The sequence below is a fragment of the Caballeronia udeis genome, from assembly GCF_001544555.2.
Lineage (GTDB): Bacteria > Pseudomonadota > Gammaproteobacteria > Burkholderiales > Burkholderiaceae > Caballeronia > Caballeronia udeis.
This window is the reverse complement of the sequence record NZ_FCOK02000095.1, coordinates 1-24,913: the sequence shown is the minus strand read 5'-3', so window position 1 is coordinate 24,913 and position 24,913 is coordinate 1. Positions and strand designations below refer to the sequence as shown.

Below are 24,913 nucleotides of genomic sequence, written 5' to 3'. Positions count from 1 at the left end.
TCAGGCTCCCAGGAACTCGAGCAGCGTTTTCGTGTACACGTCCGCTTGCTCGATATTCGACAAGTGCGCGGCATCGAGTTCCACATAACGCGAGCCCGCGATGTATCCGGCCAGTTCGCGCCCTTGTGCAGCAGTCGTGGACTGGTCGTGCGTGCCCGAAATGACCAGCACCGGCGCCTTGATGGTCTTCGCTTCCTCGCGAGCATCGGCGTCGCGGATCGCTTCGCAATTCGACGCATAACCTTCGCCCGACGTGTGGCGGAACACGTCGCGAATGCCGGACAGCATGAGCGGCTGCGCCGCCATGAAACCAGCCGTGAACCAGCGCGGCAGGACGGCGTCGGCCAATGCAGGCATGCCACCCTCCTCGCGGGCTTTCGCGGCCCGGGGCGTCCAGATTGCGTCCGAGCCGATCAGCGCTGCCGTATTCGACAGCACCACGCGCTCGAAGCGCTCCGGGTGGCGTGCCGCGAGCGCGATGCCGGTCAGCCCACCCATTGAAAGGCCGCAATAGTGCGCACGCTTGATGCCGAGGGTGTCGAGCAAACCGATCACGTCACCTACAAGCTGGTCGAGCGTGTACGGCCCTTTTGGAGCATCCGAGCGTCCATGGCCGCGCGTGTCGTAACGCAACACGCGATATTTAGCCGCGAGCGTTTCGACTTGCGGCGTCCACATCGATACGTCGGCGCCGAGCGAATTCGACAGCACGAGCCAGGGCGCGTCGCTGCCAGCGGCGGCGTCGACGCGATAAAAGAGTTGAATACCGTTGACGGCGGCAAAAGGCATTACGGAAGACTCCTGGATGAAGGGGATCGATGCGCAAGCAGCGCGGCATCGACAAAAGCGTGCGCCTGGCCCGCGTAGTTCGCCGGGTCGAGCAGGGCTTGCAGTTCAATGAGAGAGAGTTGTTGCGTGACGCGTTCGTCGTTCGAGAGCACGTCGTAAAGCGTCGCGCCGGTGGCCACGGCTTGCTTCGATGCATGTTCCACGAGCGTATGCGCGTCGAGCCTGCCAATACGGTCGCCCAGCGCGAGCATCACCGCCTCGCCGAGAATCAACCCGTGCGTGAGATCCAGGTTGGCGGCGAGCCGCCCGGCATTCACTTCGATATTCGACACGATCGCCGTGATCTGCGCGAGCGCGCCGCCCGTCAGGCGGGCAAGGTCGGGCAACGCTTCCCATTCAGCCTGCCAGCCGCCGAGCGCGCGTTCATGCTCCTGAACCATACCGCTGAACACGGTCGCGACCAGATTCGGCGCGCGCATCGCGGCCGTTAAAACAGCCGCACAGCCGACCGGGTTGCGCTTGTGCGGCATCGTGGATGAACCGCCCTTGCCCGCCGCAGCCGGCTCGGCCAGTTCGCCGACTTCCGTCTGCATCTGCAAGGAGACGTCCCGGGCGATTTTCCCCAGCGTACCGGTCAGCATGCCGAAGCATGCCGCCGCTTCCGCTATGCGATCGCGTTGGGTATGCCACGGTAACGTTGGCCGTTGCAGCCCGAGGTCGTCGGCAAGTGATTGGGCAACCAGCGGCGCTTTGTCCCGCAGGCTCGCCAACGTCCCGGCCGCGCCGCCGAATTGCAGTGCCAGCACGCGCGAACGGCACTGCGCAAGACGCTCCCGATGCCGCGTCAATGCATCCAGCCATTGGGCGAATTTAAGGCCAAGCGTGATCGGCAAAGCCTGTTGAAGCCAGGTTCGGCCGATCGCCGGCGTGGTCCGAAATTTCGCTGCCTGATTCGCCAGCGCGTCGCAAGCCTCACTTAACCCCGCTTCCAACAAGTCGAACGTGGAGCGCAGTTGCAAGACAGTACCGGTATCGAGAATGTCCTGGCTCGTCGCGCCCCAATGCACGTACTTGGCGGCATCGGCGTCCTTAAGTTTGACCGCCGCGGTCAGCAACTTCACCAACGGAATCGCGAGGTTGCCGCCGGATGCGGCGCCGGCCATCAACGCGTCGGGATCAATCAGATCAGCGTTGCAAGCAGCCACGATCGCCGCCACCGCGCTCGAAGGAATCACCCCATGCTCCGCCGATGCCCGCGCAAGCGCCGCCTCGACATCCAGCATCGACTGGACGGTCTGGCGCGCGGACCACGCGGCATTCATCTCACGTGTGCCGCAGATCAGGTCCGTCAGCCGCCCCGACGCCGAAAATGTCGGCTCAGACATCACACACGCTCGATAGCGATCGCAATGCCCTGACCCACGCCAATGCACATCGTGCACAGCGCGAAGCGGCCGCCAGTCCGATGCAACTGATACATCGCGGTCGTGACCAGGCGCGCGCCGCTCATGCCGAGCGGGTGACCGAGCGCGATCGCGCCGCCGTTCGGATTGACGCGGGAATCGTCATCGGCAATGCCGAGCATGCGCAGCACAGCCAGCCCTTGCGATGCAAATGCCTCGTTCAGCTCGATCACATCGAATTGATCGATGGTCATGCCCAGGCGCTTCATGAGCTTCTGCGACGCCGGCGCCGGGCCAATGCCCATCACGCGCGGCGGCACGCCGGCGGTTGCAATGCCCAACACGCGCGCACGCGGCACGAGGCCAAAACGCTTGGCACTGTCTTCATCGGCGAGGAGCACGGCCGCTGCGCCATCGTTCACGCCCGACGCATTGCCCGCCGTCACCGTGCCATCGGGACGCACGACGCCCTTCAGTTTCGCCAGCGCTTCCATGCTCGTTTCGCGCGGATGTTCGTCCTGCGAGACCAGCACCGGATCGCCCTTTTTCTGCGCGATGGAAACCGGCACGATCTCTTGCGCGAGCGAGCCGTCCTTCTGCGCGCGCGACGCTTTCTGCTGGCTGCGCACGGCAAACGCGTCCTGGTCTTCGCGGCTCACCTTATAGTCGGTCGCGACGTTTTCGGCCGTCTCCGGCATCGAATCCACCCCGTACATTTTCTTCATCAGCGGATTGATGAAACGCCAGCCGATGGTCGTATCGAAGATCTCTGCCTGACGCGAGAACGCCGTGGTCGCCTTGCCCTGCACGAACGGCGCGCGGCTCATGCTTTCCACGCCACCTGCGACCATCAGCGCGGCTTCGCCCGATTTAATCGCGCGCGCGGCCACGCCGATTGCGTCCATGCCCGATCCGCACAAGCGGTTGATGGTCGAGCCGGGAATGCCTTCGGGCAAACCGGCCAGCAACGCCGACATGCGCGCGACGTTGCGGTTGTCTTCGCCGGCCTGGTTCGCACAACCGAAGATCAGGTCATCGACGGCGTTCCAGTCCACATCCTTGTTACGCTCCATCAATGCGCGCAGCGGCACGGCGCCGAGGTCATCGGCACGAACTGAGGACAAGGCGCCGCCGTAACGGCCGACCGGTGTGCGAATCGCGTCGCAAATAAAAGCTTCTTTCATGCCCATCTCCTTGACTACTCCTTGATTACGCTTCGAGCGTCGTGGCCGCGTCGAGCGGTTCAAACGTCAGCGGCACTTGCGCCAGTTTCTGCAGTTCTTCGAACGACAGGCCTTCGATAATTTCCCGAACCACGAAACCGTTCGGCGTCACGTCGAACACACCGTGATCCGTGTACACACGGTTCACGCAATTCACGCCCGTCACCGGATACGAACATTCGGCCACCAGCTTCCTTTCGCCCTGCTTGGTGAGCAGTTCCATCATCACGTAGACCTTCTTCGCGCCGATTGCCAGATCCATCGCGCCGCCCACAGCGGGAATGGCGTCAGGCGCGCCGGTATGCCAGTTCGCCAGGTCGCCTTTCGCCGAGACCTGGAACGCGCCTAGCACGCAGATGTCGAGGTGGCCGCCGCGCATCATCGCGAACGAGTCGGCGTGGTGAAAATAGGCGCCGCCAGTGAGGAGCGTCACGTGCTGTTTGCCGGCGTTGATGAGTTCGTCGTCTTCCTCGCCTTTCGCTGGCGCCGGACCCATGCCAAGCAGACCGTTTTCGCTATGCAGGAAGATTTCGCGATCTGCCGCGAGATGGTTGGCGACGAGCGTCGGCACGCCGATGCCCAGGTTCACGTACGCGCCTTCCTGAATGTCCCGGGCGACGCGTTGCGCCATTTCGTCACGAGTCAGTTTTTTCATGTCGATGTCCTTGCTTGATGCAGCCTTCGATTTCCGTTACCGCAGCGTGCCTTGCTTAGCCGTCGCGCGCGAAACCGGATTTGCCGCGTGCACAGTTTGGGCGTTACGCCCTCGTTGCCACTCTGTTTAAGCCGCTTTCGCCGCCAGCTCTGCCGCGTGCACCGCTTGCGGCACTTCGATCACGCGCTGCACGAAGATGCCCGGCGTCACGATGTCCTCCGGGTCCAGCGCGCCGAGCGGCACGACTTGCGACACCTGCACGATGGCGGTCTTGGCTGCCATCGCCATGATCGGCCCGAAGTTGCGTGCCGTCTTCCGATAAACAAGATTGCCCCACCGGTCGCCCTTGAATGCTTTGATCAGCGCGAAATCGGCGTGCAGCGGCGCTTCGAGCACGTAATGCCGGCCATCGATAAAACGTGTCTCCTTGCCTTCCGCCAGCTTCGTGCCATAGGCCGTGGGCGTGAAAAACCCGCCGATACCCGCGCCCGCCGCGCGAATGCGCTCGGCGAGATTGCCTTGCGGCACAAGCTCGAGTTCGAGTTCGCCCGCGCGGTACAAGCCGTCGAACACTTGCGAATCGCTCTGGCGCGGGAACGAGCAGATGATCTTGCGCACGCGTTTCGCTTTAAGGAGCGCCGCGAGGCCGGTCTCGCCATTGCCTGCATTGTTGTTCACGATCGTCAGTTCGCGCGCGCCCTGCTCGATCAGTGCATCGATCAGTTCCGACGGCATGCCCGCCGTGCCGAACCCACCGATCATCACTGTCGCGCCGTCCTGAACGTCCTTCACCGCTGAACTCAGTGTGTCGAAAATCTTGTTGATCATGCCGTCTCTTCCTTTGACGAGTGCCGAATGCATCGAAGCCGCATTGCAACTGAATCAAAGCGCGCCGGATGACTGGATTCCGACCGGCAGCGCTTGCATTTTTAAGTTCGCTGTGCGAACATCGATTCGTTTAGCGAACAAACGTCATGGTATTCCCGCATTCGTTGCGCTGTCAATGAACTTCGGGTTTGTCCCGATGCGCCCGCGATTTGCTCAACTTACAGGACCAGACAGCGATGACCATGCCTCCTGCCGAAGCCGATTTGCCTGATTCCGAGTCCCCTTCGCGGCCCGGCGACGCTTATGTGCAGTCGTTTGCGCGCGGTTTGTCGGTGATTCGCTCCTTCGATGCTACGCGTCCGGCGCAGACCTTGTCGGAAGTCGCCGCGGCCTCGGGGCTGACCCGCGCCGGCGCGCGCCGCATCCTGCTCACCCTCCAGGCGCTCGGTTACGTCGAGGCGGACGGGCGTCATTTCACGCTGACCGCGAAAATCCTGGACCTCGGTTTTGCCTACCTGACGTCGATGCCGTTCTGGAATCTCGCCGAACCGGTGATGGAAGAACTGGTAGGCCAGGTGCATGAGAGCTGTTCGGCCGCCGTGCTGAACGGAACGGAAATCGTGTACGTGCTGCGTGTGCCGACGCATAAGATCATTACGATCAATCTGTCTATCGGCAGCCGTTTACCGGCGTTCTGCACGTCGCTCGGGCGCGTGCTGCTTGCCGCGCTCGACGAAGACAAACTCGATGCCGTGCTTGACGCCAGTTCCCTGGAAGCCCGCACGCCCCGCACAATCACCGATAAAACCGCGCTGAAAGCCTCGCTGGCCGTGGTGCGCAAGCAAGGCTGGGCGATCGTCGACCAGGAACTGGAAGAGGGTCTCATTTCGATGTCCGCGCCTATCCGCGACCGGCAGGGACGTGTGATCGCAGCGTTGAACATCAGCGGCAACGCGCAGCGCAAGAACGCGAAGCAGATGGTGAAGGCGTTTCTGGAGCCGCTGCTGGACGCGGCCCAGCGTGTCTCTGACATGGTCGCGAGACGTGGCTAGGCGGAGGCCAATCAAATCATGCCGATGAAACCCGGGGACCTCGCGCTGCACGAGCTCGACCTGAACCTGATCCCCTACCTGGTCGCGATCGAGGAGACGCGCAACGTTAGCCGCGCAGCCGAACAGCTTGGCGTGAGCCAGCCGCGTGTCAGCACGGCGCTCGGCCGCTTGCGTGAATATTTCAGCGACCCGCTGTTCGTGCGGACATCGCGCGGCATGGAACCCACGCCGCGTGCCCTGGCGCTTGTGCCCGTGGCTCGCGAGGCGTTGAACCGGATCGAGCGCGGCTTGCTCGATACCCAGCACTTCGATCCCGCCGTCACCACCGATACCTTCGCCATCGCGCTCTCGGATGTGGGTGAAATCGTGTTCTTGCCGCGCCTGTTGCAGACTCTTGCCACCGTTGCGCCGCAGGCCAACCTGCGTTCGGTGTCGCTGAAACACGGTCAGGTCGAGCGCGCCCTGGAAAGCGGTGACATCGATCTGGCCATTGGCTATTTCCCCGATCTGGCCGGCAACAATTTCTTCCAGCAGCGGCTCTTTTCACATCGCTTCATCTGCCTGATGCGGCGCGATCATCCGTGCGCTCGTGGCCCGCTGACGCTCGCCCAGTACGTGGAGTACGGCCACGCGGTCGTGCGGGCCGAGGGACGCAGCCAGGAAGTCCTGGAAAACTTCCTGGACAAGAAGCGTATCCGCCGCCGCGCCGTGCTGGAGACGCCGCACTTCATGAGCTTGCCGTTCATTCTTTCGCGCACCGACCTGATTGCGACGGTGCCGCACGCCATCGGCTATGCGTATGTGACGGAACACGCGTCCATCACGCTGGCCGAACCGCCGCTGCCCTTGCCGAACTTCGATCTGAAGCAGCACTGGCATCGCAAGTTTCACAACGATCCGCGGATCATGTGGCTGCGCAGCGTGGTCGCCGCGCTCTTCAATGATGAACTCGATGAATGGCCCAAGCGCCCCGGGCGCGCGCGGCATGAAGACAAACGCCGCTAAACTGGGGACTTTGTTTCCCGTCAGGAAAGTGTCATGGATGCAGTGTCATGGATGCGTTAACCAGTCTGCGGGTATTCCGAGACGTCGTTGAAGCCGGCAGTTTTGTCAAAGCCGCCGAACGGCTCAACATCTCCACGGCGATGACCAGCAAGCACGTCGCGAATCTGGAACGGCAACTTGGCGTGCGCTTGCTGAACCGGACGACGCGTCATCTGAGCCTGACGGAAGCCGGCAGCGTTTATTACGAGCAGTGCCGGGAAGCGCTGGATATCCTGCAGGCCGCTGAAGCGGCGGTCGGCTCGCAGACCGACCAACCGCGCGGCGTGCTCAAGATCACGGCGCCGGGCTGGTTCGCGACCGCGAAGTTCGCCGATATCCTGGTGGCATATCGCGCACGTTATCCGGACGTGCTGATTGATCTGCGACTGGAAAACCGCTTTGCCGACCTGGTGGAAGAAGGGTATGACATGGCGTTGCGGGCGACATCGGAACCCTCCCCCACGATGATCGTGCGACCGCTCTGCAGAGTGCCGTTCGTGCTGGTGGGCTCGCCCGAGTATCTGAAACGGCGGGGTTATCCGCGGCATCCCAGCGAACTCAGCGAACGTCATGAAATCGTGCTGCCGAGTTACACGAGTGTCGACACGGTTGAGTTCTCCGGTCCCGATGGTGTTTTCGCAGTGAAAAACAGCCCTGTGCTCAAGACCAACGACAGTTCGATGTCGCTGCAACTTGTACGCGCGGGGATGGGCCTTGCCTATCTCCCTGAATGGATCGTCGCGCAGGAATTGGCGTTGGGCGCGCTGACGCGCCTTTTCCCCGATTACACGACATTCGCGCCACGCGTGTACGCCGTCTACACGAGCCGCAAATACATGACGACGAAGGTGCGGACGTTCATCGATTTCGTCTCGGAAGCGCTAGCCGCCGATGATTCCGTCGACGGCTCCATGCCGCGCCCGTTAGCCCCCGCGCGCTCGCGCGGGTCTTCGCCGGAGCCTCGAAAACTAGGATAAATCGTATTCAAATCACGCTACCGCTCGTGTGAAGATCGCGCCACTTCGCTTGCTCGGCTCTCCGGAACCGGCGAGCGATGACTTCTTTCTTCCACCAAGATTACCAAGCGGGCGCGAGATGAATTTCCCCTGGTTTCCATTGATCGTCAATTTCTTGCTGTTGGCTTGTTTGTGTTTGTCTGCAACACGCTGAACACAGGACGCCGTACGTCGACGTTGAACGGCGCGCTGATTTTCATCGGCTTCTGCTGCCTGGCAATGCTGCTGGACTTCACCCTGACCTTCGTTTTCGCCTCGGCTACCACCAGCGATCGTGAGCGGTACATCGATCTCTCGTCGTTATCCGCTTGTGGCGAACGTGCACTGGCTTATGCGATTCCCTGCGCTGTTGCGGCCGTGATGGCTTTGAGATTTCGCGTGAAGAGCCGAAACCCGGTCGAACCGTCGGTGATTATCCATACGTCCGAGTACACGCAGTCCGAGTTGCGCTATTGAGTGCGGGCGCACTCAGGCTGAGCCAAACCGCGGAGCCGTGTTCCGGCATCCGTCACGGTGGCGGAATGAACGCCATTTGCTCGATGGAAGAGTGAAACTGACGGGCTTTTGCTTCAAAGATGAGTCCGCAGGTTCTAAAACGTCAGAGTGTCTGATATACTTTTCCTCTTTCGGGGCGTAGCGCAGCCTGGTAGCGTACCTGCATGGGGTGCAGGTGGTCGGAGGTTCAAATCCTCTCGCCCCGACCAATAGATATAAGGCTCTCAGGGTTTCGGCTCTGAGGGCCTTTTTCTTTTTGCTGTCGTAAGTGCCCCCCAAAGTGCCCCCCAATCCGAGTAGCTGGAACTGTTCGCTCGTGCGAGCGTCGCCAATTGCAGACCGCTTTCAATCACCACCACTCGTGCGTGTAGTTTTTTGCCAACAAGTTTCTTAGCGAATACGGGGCCTTCGGTGGTCACGATGTTCGGGTAGTCACGACATTTTCGACCCGCTACGAGGCGGAACTCCAACTGCAATTATGCAGGCAGAACGTTGAAGTATTCTGGCGCGACGTCCTGCAGTATCTAGGCGCGCCGTTCTTCATCGGCGTTGAACTCGACAAGCGGACTTTTTGCGCCAGGCCGATAACCGACGACCGTACCGACGCGCTCCCTGTACCGCTTCGCGGAGCTGCTATCAAGCTGCAGGATTCTATTGTGGGTCAGCCTTACGCGGGTGCCTACCTTAGCTGCTTCAATCGTCCCTCCGTCGATGTATGACAGATAGGAGGGGCTGCAACGGACAGTAGTTCAAACAACCTCAGTTTGCGCTCACGCTTAGTTCATCGGGCGACGTCCGACATGCTCAGGCCAACAGCCCCGCCCTGCGTCGCGAGAAGCTTTCGATAACGCAACATCTCTACCCCTCAGTCAGGTGTGGCCGAGGCGGCCCCACATTCGCGCTCGCCGCGCGGCGTTTGGCCCCGGTCGAATTCGAAAGCTTCCCTACCGGTCTCCTAAGTTCTCGCCCTACCCGCGACAGTAGCCGACCCCAAACCGCTGTCAAGGCGTTCGGGGCCGTGTCCTGCGCTGCGCTCCGTCCCGCACCAACCCCTCTCTTCTTTCCTTGACAGCGGCCCGGGGCCGTCTCCTCAAGTCGCACGGGCGCGAACTCAGGAGACTGGCGGCAGCAAAGCCAACCCCGGTTCGACCAAGGTAAAACCAAACCCACGCGGGGGCGGAATCTTGGAGCCCGGTCAGCGCAACACCAGCCCATTTGCTCCGCTTTTTTGTTCGGAGGTTCTATGCAACTCGCTTCGTCATTTCATTATCGTTCGCCGGTGCTCCGCTCAGCCTTGCCGCTGTCGGACGACCAGATTCGCACCGTGGCCCCGTCCATCTTCGCTATCGACAAACACGACAGCCGGTCAGACCGCTACACCTACATCCCCACCATCGACGTCTTGAATGGTCTGCGTCACGAAGGCTTCCAGCCCTTCATGGTCTGCCAAACCCGCGTGCGTGATGAAGGCAAGCGCGAACACACCAAACACATGATTCGCTTGCGTCCCTAACCGCAAGCTTGCGATTACGCGCGTAATAAAAAGGAAGCCGTAATGCAGAGGAAACGGGCCCGCAAGTGTGCGGATTGGCAAATCGGATATTCTTCTGCTTCGCATTACTGGACGGTTATAGAGAGTCGAGCCAATCCAGGAGATTCGGATTACGTCGCCACCGCGGCGGACTGCGAGGTCGGGTTGACTGGTCCATTTGTTCAAGGGCGCGCCGCTTGGTCTCGATGTTCGCGCGCGCGTAGTGATTTGTCGTGTTGAGACTCACGTGTCCGAACCAGCTTCTGATCACGGTGACATCAACTCCGGAAGCCACCAACTGGACCCCGACCGTGTGGCGAAACGTGTGCGGATGCACGCGTTTCCCGCGTAAAGATGGTAGCTCGTTCGTCGCCGTCCGCACGTACTGCGCGAGCTTGTATCGCACGCCGGCGGCACTGAGAGGGAAACCATAACGATTAACGAACAACGGTTCGTTCTCCGGTCTCGGGTTTCGCTCGAGCAACGCAGCCAGCAATGCCGCAGTTTCCGGCCAGATCGGACAGATCCGCATTTTGTTGCCCTTACCACAAAGCTTCACCTGCTCCGGCGTCGTCAGACGGATATCGCACGGACACAGACTCAATGCTTCCTGGATGCGCGCGCCAGTGTTATACAGGAAGGCAAGAAGCGCGTAATCGCGTTGTCCCTCTGGTGTCGAGCGGTCTGGCTGGCGCAGAATCGCCTCGACCTCCTCGACGTCGAGGTACGCGGGTTCGGTAATTGGCCCTCTCTTGGCAGGAATGCGCAATACGGCAGCGCATTGCATGGCCGCTAACGGCTCCCGGTCCGCAACGAACCGGTAAAAAGAATGGAGTGCCGCCAACCGGCAGTTGCGTGTGCCTATCGATGTATGCCGCTCTGATTCGATGTGCTTGAGGAACGCGAGCACTTCGTCGGCGGTCAATTCGTCAAGCTTGATTGAGCTTACCGGGCAGTGTCGCCGTGCAGCGACGAACCGCAAGTAAAGTCGCCAGGTGTCGCGATAGGACAGAATTGTGTGTCGCGAACAATTGCGCTGCTCAGCGAGCCACTCGTGGAAGAACGCGTGGAGCCAGTACGCGAGGGGTGCCATTTTCATGACGGTTCTCCCGGCAAACGCAGCACGCGTGCACCGTGACGCCGATAGCGTTCACTAGCCTCACGGAGCAGTTCTGGAGAGACTTGGAGGTATGCGAGTGTCGAGCGGATATCCTTGTGACCAAGGTACGCTGCCAGATGCGGTAAGCGATCTTGAGGATTGATGCCAGCTCGATACCATTGCATCATCCGATGCCCAACGAATGTGTGCCTAATATCATGAACCCGTGGCCCTCGACGACCATGCGCGGGTTTAAGCCCTGCACGACGGATTACCTCGGTCAACATCCATTCAATTAGCCTTTTGCAATATCCCGATCGACGCAGCGGCGACCACCACAAGGGGGCTCCCGGTGTGATCGGTGCACCGAATGCCGCGCGTGCTTCCAGATAGGCGCGTAGGACGTCGAGCGCGCCTGGCGACAGGGCCAAGCGGCGCGATTTAAAAAATTTCGTCTCGCGGACCTCGAGTAGCCCGCGGGCCAGATCCAGATCGCCGACGGTTAACAATGCGATTTCGCCGAGCCGCAAACCAGCACAGTATGCCAACGTCATCATTGCGTGCAGAGCGACTGGCCGTAGAGGTGCTTTCGGTGAAGGGAATGTGCGAGCCGCATCGAGCAGCATACGAATCTCAGCTTCGGTAAAGAGATATGGGCGCCGCTCCTGCTGGGTCAGTCGGCCATATAATCCTGGTTCGATCGGCAGAGTCGGGATCTCAGGGACCTTTCGGCGTAACGCTTTTGACAGCGCGGCTCCACATTGCTGAGCCAGGTACTGATGCCGCAAGCCGGGGCTTTCGTTACTCCAGGCATCGAACTGCTGTCGAAGCGGAACAGTTGCCAGTGCAGGGTGACGCTGCAGGAACCGGTCGAAGCGCAGCAGATCACTCGCGCGCGTATCGTACCGGTAGCCCAGTAACTTCATCCGCGCAACGTGCTCCTGCATCGCAGGGCCAAGTACGCTGCCCCAAACGGGCAGTGGAACCAGCCGTCGCAGGGCGCTTCCGTTGTCATCTTCGAGCAAGGCCCGAACAACCGGACCGATCAGTCGTCCGTAATGTGCGTACAGTTCTAGCACGGGATTCGAACCACCTCCGGCGTTCGTGCGCCATTCCAGGTAGCGGACGATTACGCGTGCCCGGTTTTCCACGCAACTCACTGGCGATTTTTGGACTTCCTGTCGCAACCACATTCGGAGGACTTCAATCGTGCCTTCCTCGTCTGGAAGCGCTTTGTCGGACATGAAGGTCCCAAACTTCCGCAAGGCACGGGCGTAATCGCTACGTGTCTCAGGTCCTATCGACAGCGTGTCGAGGAACCGGCAAACAAGGTCTTTGCTAGTCATGTCGTCACCTCTTGCGGAAGATCAAGTGCGACTGACCGTAAGTCGTCAGTTGCCAGCTTGAGATACATTGCTGTACCTCGCACACTGTAATGTCCCAGGATATCTCCGATCACCTTGATCGATACGCCACTACCCAGCAAAGACTCGGCCCGGCTATGCCTCAAGACATGAACCCCGCGTTTTCCTGTCAGCGACACTCCTGCGGCTTGAATGGCGTGGTTTAGCACCCGATGAAGACCGGCACGCAGCGGCCCGTAAGGCGCGACCGCCTGCACAAACACTTCTCGCGTTGACGTCGCGGGACGACCGCACCTGAGATAGTCGAATAGCGCGTCGGCGGGATCACGTAACAGTGGCAGCTCCGAGCACGCACCTGTCTTTGTATGTCTGATGTGAATCCGTTCATGCCGCCAGTCGATATCTGACAGGCGCAATCCACGGATCTCTCCACTGCGCAGGCCATAGGTCGACAGCAGAATCAAGATCGCGTAGTTACGGATACCTAAAGGTGTGCGATCAAATCGGGCAATTTCCAGCAACCGATCGATGTCACTTCGTGGGATTGTCGTCGGAATAGATTCATGTTCGTAGACGATAGGTCCTTCAATGGCGTCTGCGAGATCCGTTGAGATTTGATTGCTATCGAACAGGTAGCGCAGTACACCACGTAACGCACTTATTACATTTGCCTTTGACCGGCGCTTCATCGCGACGAGCCGCGATGCAATATAGGCATCGAGGTCCGGAAGGTGTAACGTTTCGATGGTTGTTCCATGAACTTGCAGCCACCTCAGAAAAGAAACCATTTCGAAGCGGTTATTTCTGCGCGTGTTAGGAGATAGCCCGCGCATCTCCACCATCCACGTATCGTAGTTACGCACAAAATCGAATACGACGATATCGTGGTCAGTTGTCGGCACGAACTCTGGCGGCCATTTGCCGTTGTGGACCAGTCGCAACAGCATCTTGATAGAGGAGCAATCTTTCCTTCTGCTGGCGACGGGTAACGGATGCTGGTCACGTAGCCGCTTCAGATTCGCAAGATACGTGTCGACGTCCGAGCGAGATACAGACTCTACGGTTTTTCCTCGACGCTCCAGATCGAGAAGGAAGCATCGCGCAGCAAAGTCATATTGCTTCGCGACCCTGCAACAGTAGCGTGCCTCCTGCAGATGATTTCGCAAAAGATCAAGCCACGGACTTGAACAAGGTACCGATCGATACATGATGACCTCCTTTCCTGGCGGAAGCGCGAGCGTCATAACTGGCGGTTCAAGAGGCTGTCAAATAATGCCGAGTTGAACAGCTGGAACCTAGGCTCAGCGCTGAGGTACACGATACCCCTTCGCATTACGGCTTCCTTGCCGTTACGCCATGCTGGAGACATTGGCAACGCGGAAGCCAATGAAATCGTCCTGCTCAATTCACATGACGGGTCGAGCAGCTATCAGATGCTGGCCGGTATGTTCCGCTTCGTTTGCCAGAACGGCATGGTCTGCGGCGAAACGGTTGGCGAAGTGCGCGTGCCCCATAAAGGCAACATCGTGCAGAACGTCATTAACGGCGCATTCGATGTGCTCGACGGCTTCGACCTGATCCGCGAGCAGAAAGCAGGCATGCAGGCTGTGACGCTCAATCGCGACGAGCGGAACGTATTTGCGCACGCGGCGCTGACGCTTCGCTACGACCCGACCGAGGATGACCCGCCACCACCCATCACCGAGGCGCAAGTGCTCAACGCCCGCCGCTTCGAGGATCGTAGCGACGACCTCTGGACAACCTTCAACCAGGAGAACCTGACGCGCGGCGGTCTGCACGGGCGCTCACGTTCGGGTCGAGCGATGTCCACCCGCCCCGTCACCGGCATCGACCAGAACGTGAAACTCAACCGCGCCTTGTGGGTGCTGGCTGACGCCATGCGCCGACTCAAAGCCTGACGCGTCGGGCAGTCCGGAAACGCCATGTTTCACATTCACCGTGAGGACTCCTACCGGGTCCGTACCTCCGGTGTCTCACCCCTTCGTCTGGACCCGGATTTCCATTACTTACTTTTTCTGGAGTCTGTCATGCAATCCGAACACACCCTGCAAAACGATGAAATCCAAACCGTCGACGACGGCCCCGCCACGAGCGTGCTGGAGACAAATTTCGGCAACGAGACGTTAATCGAATACGTCCCGCATTCGCGCCTGCGCACGTCGCCGCTCAATGTGCGCACCAAACCGCTCACCGGTATTCCCGAGATGGCCGACAACATTGCCGCCAAGGGACTGATGCAGAACCTTGTGGTCCACATCCTCAAGGGTTCACGCGGCAAGACTCCGAAACTCGGCGTCTGCGCGGGCAAGCGCAGACTCGCCGCGCTTGACGTGCTGCTCAGTGATGGCCGTATCACCGCCGACTATCCCGTCCCCGTCAAGATCGTGACCGAAGGCGAAGCATTCGCTATCAGCCTGATCGAAAACTCCATCCGCGAGCCGCTGGACGCGCTCGATCTGATCGCGTCATTCAAGAAGCTGGTCGAGGAAGGCCGAAGCGTCGAGTACATCGCGGCGCTCTTTAATGTCTCACCGCTTAATGTCCGGCGTCGCGTCAAACTTGCCGACGTTTCCCCCAAGCTGCTGGTGCTGCTTCGCGAGGACAGTATTACCCTCGACCAGTTGAGCGCGCTTGCACTGGCCGACGATCACGAAACGCAGGAACGGCTCTTATGCCGACATCGGCATAAGATGCGTTATCAAGAGCACTAAGTTATGCCGAGCATGGAGGGCTACCGGCCGACTGGCTTGAGTGATCCCGCGGAATTGCTCGGCATAATTATGTTCCCCTTAGAGCGTTTCCTTCCTATGCACCATTGCGAACTTCGCTGAGCATCGCGATGAGTTTGTCAGAGGGAGTGCGAAATTTTCCTGGTTTGATGGACGGTGGCGTTTGCGCGGTCAGCACCGCAAGCTTTTCAGCTGGATCGACGCGTAAATAGGCCTCGGTGGTCGCGATGCCCGCGTGGCCGAGCCACAACGCGACCTTCCGGATGTCACCTGTAGCGGCAAGCGTATGCATCGCACAGCTGTGTCGCAGAACGTGTGGCGTCACGTGTTTGTCCAGCAGCGAAGCTTGCTTCTGAGCAGCGACCGCCACGTGCTGGGCAAGCCGATGAGCGAAGCCATCCCGGGACATTGGCCTCCCGTTGCGGTTGAGGAACAACTCGGGGGTCATCGCCGGCGGCCGAACGGCGATCCACGCTCGCAGGACAGTCTGGGTTTCGCGCCACAACGGTAGTACACGTTCACGGCGACCTTTACCAAGAATCCGCACCGTAGCGAACGATCGGTTGGGAAAATCGTCAGTGCGCAGCGACAGCAACTCAGAAACCCTCAGGCCGAGTGTGTAGGTAAGATGCAGCATGGCTCGATCACGCGTGCCGCTGACGTTGTCAGTGCGCGGTGCGTCCAGCAACGCCTGGATTTCTTCTCGGGTCAGGTAATCGATAAGTGCGATATCCGTCCGCTTTTGAGGCAACGCCCGGATGCGCATCACCTGGTCGAGGCAAGTTGGAACTTGGTATTCAAGATAGCGAAAGAAAGCCCGGATTGCCGCAAGGCGAGCATTGCGTGTGCGGGTGCAGTTGCCGCGACCAATCTCTATGTCGTCGAGGAACTTGCGCACGAGTTCCGGAGCGAGGTCTTCAACGCAAAGCTCGCTCGGACGGCGGCTGAGCCGTTTGGCCGCAAACCGAACCAGCAGTGAGAAGCAATGGGCGTAGGTTGCGACCGTATGCGGGCTGGCATTACGCTCGCGCGGCAGGTGCTCCCGCAAGAACGCGGTAAGGTGCGGAGCAAGAGTTGTCATGATGTCTCTCCCCAAAATAAATGCTCGCTTGCCTCGGCAATTTGATTCATCAAAACCGGTGTCGCTTCGAGATACCAATAGGTGCTTGTGACGTTGACATGCCCGAGGTATGTGCTGAGTGCCAGCATATGGTTGGCGACGACGTGCCGATCATGCACACAGGATTCCAGCGAACGTACTGCGAAGGTATGCCGTAGGTCATGGAGGCGAAGCCCTCGCATCGGACTGGGTGGGCGCAGTCCTAACTCTCGCGCTAGCAGGACAAATACGCGACAGACCGTGGATTGATCTGGAGAGCGGCCGGTCGTGACCACAAATAGGTCGTCATCATGGGCGACGAACTTGTCGCGAATGGCAAGGTAGCGGTCCAGTGCCCGCCGTGTCGTGGGATGAATCGGGAGCAGTCGACTCTTGCCAAACTTGCCGCTACGAATGACAAGGCCGTCTTCGTCGAGGTCGCTGCACTTGAGCGCCAAGGCCTCGGATATGCGTAAGCCGGTGGCAGCAAGGAGGCCAAACAAATGATGGTATGTGTGCGGGCTGATCGAATCTTTGGGCGAGAGCTCGAGTGCGGCCTCCATGATGGCGCGGACATGATGAGAATCCAGCAGGTGCGGCGTCGGGCGTGGTAGTTGACTGGGTCCAAAGGCCCCGACCGGAAGAAGCTCGTGGCGTGTGTCTTCGGCATGGAGAAAGATACACAAGCGTCTGATGGCATTGAAGAAGGTACTTGCCTGGGTTGGTGAGGAGGCACAGCGGCACCAATCGAAGACCCGTTGAGTGAGAACATATTGATCACCGTGCTCTTCAGCGTAGCGGGCGAACTGCTGCAAGATCCGGCCCGGCCCCTTAAACTTGAGGCCGAAACCACGTTGCATGGCAACGTAACGTTTGACGTCGTCACTCAGCATGATGAGTCTCCTGGCCAGGGCTGGGCAACACGCGCCAGCATGTCGATGTCGGTCTTGGCATAGATGACCGTCGTGTTGGGCGAGCGGTGACGAAGGATTGTGCCCACCTGCTCCAGGCTGCAGCCAGTTCTCACCATGGAAGTTGCCAGCGAATGGCGAAACACCTGCGATCCGGTTGGAACACCTTCGACACCGGCCCGTGTGCGCGCCCTTGCAACGAGGCAAGCGATCGCCGATGGCTTCAAGGACTTAAACGGTGCATGCACACGTAGAAACACGTGATCATCACGAGCGGGCGGGCGACCTTGCTCGATATACGCCAACAGTGCGTCACCTGCATCTTGCGGCAATGGCAACTGTGCCGCCCTGCGGTTCTTGCCGTCGACGCGCAGGCGCGCATCCCCCCAATTAATGTCTGCCAGTCCAAGTTCGCAGACATCTCCAGCTCGCAGCCCGAGCCGCGCCAAGAGGAGAAGGATCGCGCGATCCCGCAGGCCCACTGGCGTATTAGTGTCGCAGGACGCGATTATCCGCTCGATCAGTGCGGGGCTGATAAACCGCGGGAGTGCAGCATTACGCGGTCGCCGTGCGCGAGGGACGGCATACACAAGTTCGGGACTGCACGCATCGTTGGCCGCGAGATACCGGAGATAGGTACGTAGCACTGTCGCAGTTAGTTGCACCGACTTGTGAGATCGACTTGAAGGCTGATGCAGCACGATACTGCGAATGGTGACGGCGTCGTAAGTTCCAGGGTCCTGGCCAAGAGCGGTCAGCCAACGCGCTGCCTCGGCCAGATAGCGCACAGCGGTGTGCTTGGTGACCCCACACTGATGGGTAAGCCAAGATCGAAAAGCGACAAGACGTGAGTCTTCATCAATGACACTGCGTTCTGGCACCAGATTGCAGGCACGCAGATATTGAAGGAACGTCACTCCCGCACGGCGCCGTTCGGCCACGCCGAATGTAGTCGGTGCCCCGTGTTTCCGGCATAGAAAGCAGCGGCAGTCGTGCTTCGCGAAGCGTTCGATATCACAATCGTCTAGATTCTGCGCTGAAATCCGCGACAAGCGAAGCCAGTGAACGATGTGCTCAGCTCCGGACACAAGCATGCTTCGTGTTCCACGGCTGTATCCCAAGCTGACGAGATGATTCCCGTATGCCGGGAGCCGGAGGGCGATCGGAGCGAGGTCTTCGGGGACGCGAATCGTACCGCGATCTTCGAGGAAAATGACGAACCGGCCAACATTCGTGATGTACCCAGGCCGTTGAAGCTCCCGCGGACTGTAGCGCACGCCACCGTGCCCCATACACTGACATCGATGGCGAGCAAAGCGCTCCACGACGGCAGCATCCACTTGGCTCAGTGGAAGGCGATGTTGCTGCAGCCAATAGAGAAAATGACGAGCGGCACTGGCGCGGGTTCCGCAGGAGGGGAAGTTGATTTGAGTCTTGAGATACTCGGCCAGGAGAGAAGCGCTATCGGTTGTCACGCGACGAGTAGGTGTCGTACCCGACGAAACATATGAGCGGACTGTCATGTTGACCCCTTTCGGATGAAGACGAAAGGATTATGATTATGTCGAGCAATTCCGCGGGATCACTCAAGCCAGTCGGCCGGGAGCCCACCATGCTCGGCATAACTTAATGCTCTTGATAACGGCTCTGGTTCGATGTGCCGAACGAATGGCAACGCGCGCCGCACTACCTGCGCCAAGCCATCACGCGCGCTGAGATCGACGCAAGCCGCAGCCGCTTCGTCAAATTCGTGGGGTTGGACGCCTACGAAGCCGCCGGCGGATATGTGCGCCGCGACCTGTTCGCCGATGAACAGAACGCCGGATTCGTGACCGATGCCGAATTGCTGCAGCGACTGGTGGCGGACAAACTCGAATCGGCTGCCGCTTCGATCCGGGAGCAGGGCTGGGGCTGGATGGAAGCTCGCGTCGAGCGAGACTATGCCGAAATCAACAGCTTTGGACGACTCGCACCGACGATGCGCCCCTATACGCGGAAGGAAGAACGCGAACTGAAAAAGCTGGTCGCCCACCGTGATGACCTCGCGGAAAAGTACGACGCGAACGAGGGCGGCGACGAGGAAGCGTATAAGGAAGCCGAACGGCTCGAACAGGCGTTGAATGCCGCCAGCAGCGCCGTAGAGGCTTTTGCGAAGTGTGCCGAAACGTGGGATACCGAGCAGATCAGACAGGCCGGCGTTTTCGTCTTCATCGACGCGCAAGGCGAACTCGCCATCGAGCGTGGTCTGGTCAAACGCGAGGATAAGCCGGAGCTGGAAAGCCATGGCGCGACCGTGACCGGGCTCGCGAACGGTGAACGTGCCGCAATCAGCGAACCCACGCCGAAGGAAAAACCTCTCCATAGCGAAAAGTTGTGCAAGCGCCTGACCGCACACCGCACCGCCGCCGTACAGGTGGAACTGGCCCAGCGCCCCGGCATGGCGCTCGCGGTACTCTTGCACCGCTTGATCCCGGACGTATTCGATACGCGCTACGGTCATGCGGTCGCGGCCGACTGCGTGGGGGTTCGTGTCGAGTGCCAGCACGATGCGCTGCTGCGTGAGGCCGACGACATGGAGATGAGTCCGGCATGGTCGCAGATCAGCACGCAACGCGGCCAATGGCTCTCAGTGTTGCCGCAGCACATCAACGACCTGTTGCCGTGGCTGCTCGATCAGGACCCGGGCACCACCCTGCTTGACCTGCTGGCCTTCTGCACGGCATCGACCCTCGACGGCATCACCGCTCGCGACGGGGCGCATCCGATCAACGCGATCAGTAACGCGGTAGAACTCGACATGACCCGCTACTGGACACCGACGCGCGCGGCATATTTTGATCACGTTCCGAAAGCGCGCATCGTGGATATCGTAGCGAATGCCGTATCACCCAAAGCCGCCGCCGACCTGTCATCGATGAAAAAAGCAGATGCGGCCGCCGCCGCTGAGCTCCGGCTTGCCAATGCGCACTGGCTCCCGGAAGTGCTCACCCATCGCGACGTTCCGGTCATGAACCACTACGACGCTGACAACGAGGAGAACGCGGCGGACACGCAGGGCGATACGGATGGCAAAATCGATGGCGAACTGAATGGCGAGTCAGACGGCGCGAACAGCAGCGACGCCGATGTGCATTATCACGACGACCCGGCATCGACCGACGCAGCGGAGGATACGCCGGTTGGTACGCCGACTACTGACGATAGCGTGCCGGTCACACCGCCCGTATGGCCGTTCCCCACTGTGGCCAGCGTTGCGGACACGGAAGTGATGCAGCGTTCCGCGTAAGCAGCGCACTCCCCGCCTGCGCTCGTGTGTGGGTGGGGAGCTTGCTTTTATATGAGGTGCTCGCCCACTATTGCCGCCGCACCGACCAGAATCACGAGCAGGATAGCGGCGACCGTCCATAGACGACGGAGGGTGCGGGCAAAGCGCCGCTCCATCCTCTCTGCGCTCGCCTCGACTCGCTTCGTTGCCCCGCCTATCGCCCGCTCGAATATGTCGACCGCGCTGTCCATTCGCTCTCGCTGATCTCGCGCCGCCACCGCCGCCGCACCCACGAACCGGTTGCAGGCGATTCGCGCGACCCGGTTAGCCATCCGGTCAGCCAGCACGGCTATCGATGCCTCGTTGAGTTGCGCGAGCGCAGCCTGATACCGGACTTCATGCTCCCGGATCATTTCCTCAGCCAACTGGATCGTCGCCTTGCAGCGCGCGAGCGCGTCACGATGCTGGTGCATCAGGGCATCGGTCGCCACTTCCGCTTCCCGGCGCACCGCGTCGAAATTACCCTCACCCGCCCGCCGAATGCGGTCGGGCATCGCTTCATACAGCCGCGTGTAGTATTCCAGCACGGCGATCATCGACCACAGCGCATCGTTGTCCCGGAGATTCAGCGCACCCGATACCCGCCTCATCCGCAGGAGGCTGGCATCGTCAGGCAGGACGCCCGTGATATCGAGGAACAGGCGGCCGAGCGTGTCCGGTGGCCGCGCCCGCCTGTTACTCATTCTTCATCACCCTGGCGAACATGGTGTCGCACAGTGCGCGCCAGCGCAGCAGTTCCGCCCGCTCGCCAATGTGCATTGTTTCCGCCGCCTTGCGGATCGACATCCGCTGGCTACGAAGCTCGTCAGCCACCCGATCTGCGAGATCGGGAAAATCCAGCGACTGCCCCCTCGCCTCGATGGTCCGGCGAAGCTGCGACACCTGATACAGCGTGAACTTGTCCGGCGAGCCGAAATAGCCATTCCGCACGACATGCGTGATTGCATCGGGAAATGTCCGGCTGAAAGCATGCAGCAGCTCAAGGCTGTCGCGTTGCCGGTTGATCACCCACAAGACAACGAGCTGGCGCTGCAGCTCCCCCAACGTACTAGCGAGTGTCGCACCGAACCGCGCAACGCCCGCCTGATTGCGCGCCGCCGTATTGACGATGACTGCGGCATCCTGGTGCTCGTCGCAGAAATTGACGAGACCGATCCAGCCATCGGCCTCATCCAGACCGTATGCGATGCAATGCATCTCGTCCTGAACTGATTTCATCACGTCGGGATTGGAGGTATCGGTCTCCACCAGAGTGACGTGGATATCCTGTCGCTGCAGATAATCGGCCAGCGCGAGCGAAACAAAGCTCTTGCCAACGCCGCCCTTGCTGCCGCCAACAAGATAAATGGGATAAGTCGTCGTATCCATCTGGACCCTCTACAGGTTTTCGATATCGGGCGTGATCTCGAACGAGAACGCATCCCGAATCACCATCGATCCCGGCTTGCTGACTACCTTTCCCCCATCCTGCTTATGTTCGGCACGTACATTACCGATATGTGATGACCTCCCCTCATTTGCCTTCTTCGCACGAGGTCGTGCTGAGGCGGTATTCGTTGTGACGTTTTTTTCCGCCTGCGCAGACTTGTCTTCCTTGGCGGCATGTTGCATCGCATATCTCAACGTGCTCGCACTGATTTCCACACCGTCCTGCGCCACCTGCTGAACAATCTCCTCCAGCGTGTAGCCCTTCCTCTGTGCGCCGCTGATTTGAGACCGCATGGACTTCACTGCATCCCGGACGTTGACGCGATGCTCATGCACGGGCTTTTCCGGCAGCGCGTCAAGACGACCCGCAGCAGCGTCCCATTGGGCCTGCGTAAAGCTCTTCACCATCGGCATGATTCACTCCGGCACACCGCCTTCACCCCATCTTGCTAAGGGGAATAACGGCCGTCAATACCCGGAAACAGGCTCAAATCGAGACGCTGGAATTTACTGGAATGAACAGGAATGCTCTGGAATAGAAAATTTTTTTGCGCCGTTGCACACGGACAACGCGCCGTAATCTGCACGCAGAAAAACGCAGTCCCATCGACCTCCCAGTCGAATGATCAACGGTTATAAGCTGACAACGGACGGCATCGTAAATCCGCAGCCATCAATGCTGTAACGGATGATCGCGGGACTTGATGCGACTTGTCCGCCCAACGCGATTTTCCCGCACCGCACATGGGCGTCCGCTCGCTCATTTTGCGCGAGCGCCGGTATCCTCGCGTATGGGATCAGCACGTTTTCTACCCGAAGCACGGTAGCTCATGCTCTCGCATGTTGCGCCAGGACTCGCGCCTCTATACCTCCGGTAGATCATCTTATTTGCGCGGGCAAGAACACATGCTCACGCGATACGCTATTTTTTCCACTAGGTCGATTCATCGTGCTGCGCTCGATGCTCGGTTTTCCTGCGTGACCTTGTACAGTTTTTTGCAGCGGCAGTTCATCTATTTGCGCGGCCACGGTCATTCCCGCTCACGGGATTTGCGGACGACAATTTTAAAAACATAAAAACAAGGGATGGCAGGATTGGCTACCGCCGGTTTTGGGCACCACGCCGTGGTGAGCGCCTCGCATACCGTGTTGGCTTACCGTGAAGACAAAGTGTTATCAGCGCTGGATGAGGAAACTGATATGACTTTCCGTGTCAATCGGGATCGGTTTTCGTCGATTTCCTTCCATAGGCACATGAATTTGCTGAGGGCGGCGTAGCAGTAAGTCTCGACGGTGGATCGCACTGATATCCGCGGGTTGGCTACCGCATTACAGAGGTCCGCCCCATGAGCCTGCCGCTATCTAAAGCCGCAAATCGGATGACATCCGTTGCATAGTCCGCTCGCGGGTTACTCGGGTGCCGGGCTACGCCGCCTTCAGGAAACTCCTCCATCTGGCTCTTTGTCGGTGGGCGAAGCGCGACGCTACGCTGCCTGTATGTCTCGCGGTATGGCAAGCGACATTGCCAGCCGGCTGATGTCCCAGATGAACGCCGCTAGCTCGCGAGCGACGGCAACAACCGCGATATTCACGTTCTTGCCGCGTGCTGCCAGCTTGCGATATCGGCGGCACAGTCGAACCTGTGCGTCCCAGGCGCGGTCGATGATGCGCTTGGGGATGCCTTCGTGCCGGCGCTGGATGTCAGGACTCACGCGTGCGGGGTAGCGGTAGCTCCAGGCTGCCTCGACGAGCAGTTTTCTTGCATAGCTGTTGCCATTTTTCGTGATGCTGCCCTGACGACGCCGGTCACCCGAAGAGTGTTCAGATGGTGTCACGCCCAGCCATGCCATCAGTTGCCGCGGATGCTCGAAGCGCGAGAGGTCGCCCAACTCGGAGAGCATGCCCACGGCGGTGATGAACTGCACACCGCGCATGGTCTGCAGGCCCAGTACAGCCGGATAGAACCGCCAGTCGACGACGGCTTCGCGCAGGGCGGCCTCGATGCGGTCACATTGCGCGAGCCTATCTTCAATCGTGCGACGGCACTCGTCGAAGGCCAGTTGTTGCCAGTGGTTTGGGAACGCAAACGTGCTCACCCATCGCCGGTGCGCCGGCCCCCAGTTGGCGCTACCTGTATAGCGGACACCATGCGCGAGCAGAAATGATTTCAGTCGCTGTCGTGCCTGCCTGAGATCCGCTTTGGCCGCTGCCCATGAACGGGCCAGATCGCGGAACGCCTCGTCCTCGACGTCCGGTACATGCACCGCTGACAGGTCACCGGCGCGCAGCGAGCGCACCAGTTTGAGCGCATCACGCCGGTCTGTCTTGACGCGCTCACCTGGCTTCTTCGGAATCAGCGATGGCGCGCACACCATGCAGTCGAATCCTTTCTGGACGAGCTCCCGGTAGAGTACATAGCCACACGGACCTGCCTCATAGACAACGTGTACGTGCCGCGCTTTCGACTGAAGACGCTTGCACAGGCGATCGATATCAGCCTTCATGGTGCCGGTCTTGCCCAGCAGTTCCACGTCGCCCATACCGACCGCGTACGCCACCGTGATCGACTCCTTGTGAACGTCCAGACCGACGTACACCGTGCTATCGTTTTCCATGCTGGCCTCCGCGCTGGAAATCGCCGGGTGTGCCCCTGTGCACACCATGCGGCTCTGGCAGTAATGCTAACCCGCGTCTGATTCCTCACGGCGGGCCAGCCGCTGACTCACGGAAATGGAATGGACGCCTCCCACCTCGTAAATGGTGGAAGCGATGAACAGACACACATACTCACTCACGGACCGGCCGTAACGGTACGGTCGGAATAGAAGATCATTGAGGTCTTCAGAGCCAACCGGAGGAGGTCCGCCATGAACCATACGGCCATAGGCGTCGACATTGCCA

At 59.9% G+C, this 24,913-nt stretch carries 21 protein-coding genes, 1 tRNA gene and 2 pseudogenes; 9 read left to right on the top strand and 15 right to left on the bottom strand.

The window, feature by feature from the left end; all coding sequences use genetic code 11:
- From pcaD to AWB69_RS39595, 5 genes are all read right to left on the bottom strand, one after another.
- A complete protein-coding gene (gene pcaD / locus AWB69_RS39615; protein WP_062092232.1) occupies positions 1-789 on the bottom strand; it encodes a 3-oxoadipate enol-lactonase in 789 nt (262 codons plus the stop codon).
- Entirely contained in the window at positions 789-2,174 is a 1,386-nt protein-coding gene (locus AWB69_RS39610) for a 3-carboxy-cis,cis-muconate cycloisomerase (RefSeq protein WP_062092231.1), read from the bottom strand. The genes pcaD and AWB69_RS39610 overlap by 1 nt, the downstream gene beginning before the upstream one ends.
- Positions 2,174-3,376 carry a 3-oxoadipyl-CoA thiolase gene (gene pcaF, locus AWB69_RS39605; RefSeq protein WP_062092242.1) on the bottom strand — a complete coding sequence of 401 codons (1,203 nt, stop codon included), beginning with the start codon at positions 3,374-3,376 and terminating at the stop codon, positions 2,174-2,176. Before pcaF ends, AWB69_RS39610 begins: the two co-directional genes overlap by 1 nt.
- A gap of 25 nt (positions 3,377-3,401) precedes the next feature.
- Entirely contained in the window at positions 3,402-4,070 is a 669-nt protein-coding gene (locus tag AWB69_RS39600) for a 3-oxoacid CoA-transferase subunit B (RefSeq protein WP_062092230.1), read from the bottom strand.
- A 126-nt stretch (positions 4,071-4,196) separates the two neighbouring features.
- Positions 4,197-4,898, bottom strand: coding sequence for a 3-oxoacid CoA-transferase subunit A (locus tag AWB69_RS39595; protein ID WP_062092229.1), 702 nt, complete (start codon positions 4,896-4,898; stop codon positions 4,197-4,199).
- 242 nt (positions 4,899-5,140) lie between these two features.
- Between AWB69_RS39595 and AWB69_RS39590 the strand changes: the two genes are divergently transcribed.
- The 6 genes and pseudogenes from AWB69_RS39590 to AWB69_RS39565 form a co-directional block, all read left to right on the top strand.
- Positions 5,141-5,950: an IclR family transcriptional regulator gene (locus tag AWB69_RS39590; protein WP_197500431.1), complete on the top strand. Its 810-nt coding sequence runs from the start codon at positions 5,141-5,143 to the stop codon at positions 5,948-5,950.
- Positions 5,951-5,995: 45 nt separating this feature from the next.
- Complete coding sequence (locus tag AWB69_RS39585; protein ID WP_062092241.1) at positions 5,996-6,955, top strand: LysR family transcriptional regulator; 960 nt, start codon at positions 5,996-5,998, stop codon at positions 6,953-6,955.
- 47 nt (positions 6,956-7,002) lie between these two features.
- Positions 7,003-7,971 (top strand): LysR family transcriptional regulator, encoded by a 969-nt coding sequence (locus AWB69_RS39580; protein WP_082913797.1) that lies wholly within the window; start codon positions 7,003-7,005, stop codon positions 7,969-7,971.
- A 216-nt stretch (positions 7,972-8,187) separates the two neighbouring features.
- Positions 8,188-8,466, top strand: coding sequence for a hypothetical protein (locus tag AWB69_RS39575; protein WP_156529142.1), 279 nt, complete (start codon positions 8,188-8,190; stop codon positions 8,464-8,466).
- Between the two features lie 171 nt (positions 8,467-8,637).
- Positions 8,638-8,714: transfer RNA gene (locus AWB69_RS39570), tRNA-Pro, on the top strand.
- Between the two features lie 1,034 nt (positions 8,715-9,748).
- A pseudogene (locus AWB69_RS39565) lies at positions 9,749-10,012 on the top strand (DUF932 domain-containing protein); the annotation flags it as partial.
- 121 nt (positions 10,013-10,133) lie between these two features.
- Here the strand turns inward: AWB69_RS39565 and AWB69_RS39560 are convergent.
- Genes AWB69_RS39560 through AWB69_RS39550 form a run of 3 tightly spaced genes read right to left on the bottom strand, consistent with a single transcriptional unit; the run spans position 10,134 to position 13,707 of the window.
- On the bottom strand, positions 10,134-11,135 hold the full coding sequence (locus tag AWB69_RS39560) for a tyrosine-type recombinase/integrase (protein ID WP_062092226.1): 1,002 nt from the start codon (positions 11,133-11,135) through the stop codon (positions 10,134-10,136).
- Complete coding sequence (locus AWB69_RS39555) at positions 11,132-12,481, bottom strand: tyrosine-type recombinase/integrase (protein WP_062092225.1); 1,350 nt, start codon at positions 12,479-12,481, stop codon at positions 11,132-11,134. Before AWB69_RS39555 ends, AWB69_RS39560 begins: the two co-directional genes overlap by 4 nt.
- Positions 12,478-13,707: a site-specific integrase gene (locus tag AWB69_RS39550; protein WP_063978012.1), complete on the bottom strand. Its 1,230-nt coding sequence runs from the start codon at positions 13,705-13,707 to the stop codon at positions 12,478-12,480. Before AWB69_RS39550 ends, AWB69_RS39555 begins: the two co-directional genes overlap by 4 nt.
- Before the next feature lie 135 nt (positions 13,708-13,842).
- Here AWB69_RS39550 and AWB69_RS39545 point away from each other — a divergent pair.
- Together AWB69_RS39545 and AWB69_RS39540 are read left to right on the top strand one after the other, a co-directional pair.
- Positions 13,843-14,418: pseudogene (locus AWB69_RS39545) on the top strand (DUF932 domain-containing protein); the annotation flags it as partial.
- A 129-nt stretch (positions 14,419-14,547) separates the two neighbouring features.
- Positions 14,548-15,231, top strand: coding sequence for a ParB/RepB/Spo0J family partition protein (locus tag AWB69_RS39540; RefSeq protein WP_062092223.1), 684 nt, complete (start codon positions 14,548-14,550; stop codon positions 15,229-15,231).
- Between the two features lie 94 nt (positions 15,232-15,325).
- Here AWB69_RS39540 and AWB69_RS39535 read toward each other — a convergent pair whose 3' ends face one another.
- The 3 genes from AWB69_RS39535 to AWB69_RS39525 are packed head-to-tail and all read right to left on the bottom strand — an operon-like array spanning position 15,326 to position 18,734.
- Complete coding sequence (locus AWB69_RS39535) at positions 15,326-16,330, bottom strand: tyrosine-type recombinase/integrase (RefSeq protein WP_062092222.1); 1,005 nt, start codon at positions 16,328-16,330, stop codon at positions 15,326-15,328.
- Positions 16,327-17,241: a tyrosine-type recombinase/integrase gene (locus tag AWB69_RS39530; RefSeq protein WP_062092221.1), complete on the bottom strand. Its 915-nt coding sequence runs from the start codon at positions 17,239-17,241 to the stop codon at positions 16,327-16,329. Before AWB69_RS39530 ends, AWB69_RS39535 begins: the two co-directional genes overlap by 4 nt.
- On the bottom strand, positions 17,235-18,734 hold the full coding sequence (locus tag AWB69_RS39525; protein ID WP_197500429.1) for a tyrosine-type recombinase/integrase: 1,500 nt from the start codon (positions 18,732-18,734) through the stop codon (positions 17,235-17,237). The genes AWB69_RS39530 and AWB69_RS39525 overlap by 7 nt, the downstream gene beginning before the upstream one ends.
- Before the next feature lie 182 nt (positions 18,735-18,916).
- Here AWB69_RS39525 and AWB69_RS39520 point away from each other — a divergent pair, with 182 nt between their 5' ends.
- The gene (locus tag AWB69_RS39520; RefSeq protein WP_062092218.1) at positions 18,917-20,545 is read left to right on the top strand and encodes a hypothetical protein; all 1,629 of its coding nucleotides are present in this window, start codon (positions 18,917-18,919) and stop codon (positions 20,543-20,545) included.
- A gap of 47 nt (positions 20,546-20,592) precedes the next feature.
- On the opposite strand, the gene AWB69_RS39515 is transcribed toward AWB69_RS39520, so the two are convergent.
- From AWB69_RS39515 to AWB69_RS39500, 4 genes are all read right to left on the bottom strand, one after another.
- Positions 20,593-21,267, bottom strand: coding sequence for a hypothetical protein (locus AWB69_RS39515; protein WP_062092217.1), 675 nt, complete (start codon positions 21,265-21,267; stop codon positions 20,593-20,595).
- Positions 21,260-21,952, bottom strand: coding sequence for a nucleotide-binding protein (locus tag AWB69_RS39510; protein WP_062092216.1), 693 nt, complete (start codon positions 21,950-21,952; stop codon positions 21,260-21,262). Before AWB69_RS39510 ends, AWB69_RS39515 begins: the two co-directional genes overlap by 8 nt.
- 9 nt (positions 21,953-21,961) lie before the next feature.
- Positions 21,962-22,426 (bottom strand): hypothetical protein, encoded by a 465-nt coding sequence (locus tag AWB69_RS39505; RefSeq protein ID WP_062092215.1) that lies wholly within the window; start codon positions 22,424-22,426, stop codon positions 21,962-21,964.
- Between the two features lie 1,070 nt (positions 22,427-23,496).
- Positions 23,497-24,627, bottom strand: a complete 1,131-nt coding sequence (locus tag AWB69_RS39500; protein ID WP_062092214.1) for an IS110 family RNA-guided transposase — start codon at positions 24,625-24,627, stop codon at positions 23,497-23,499.
- Between the last annotated feature and the right edge of the window lie 286 nt (positions 24,628-24,913).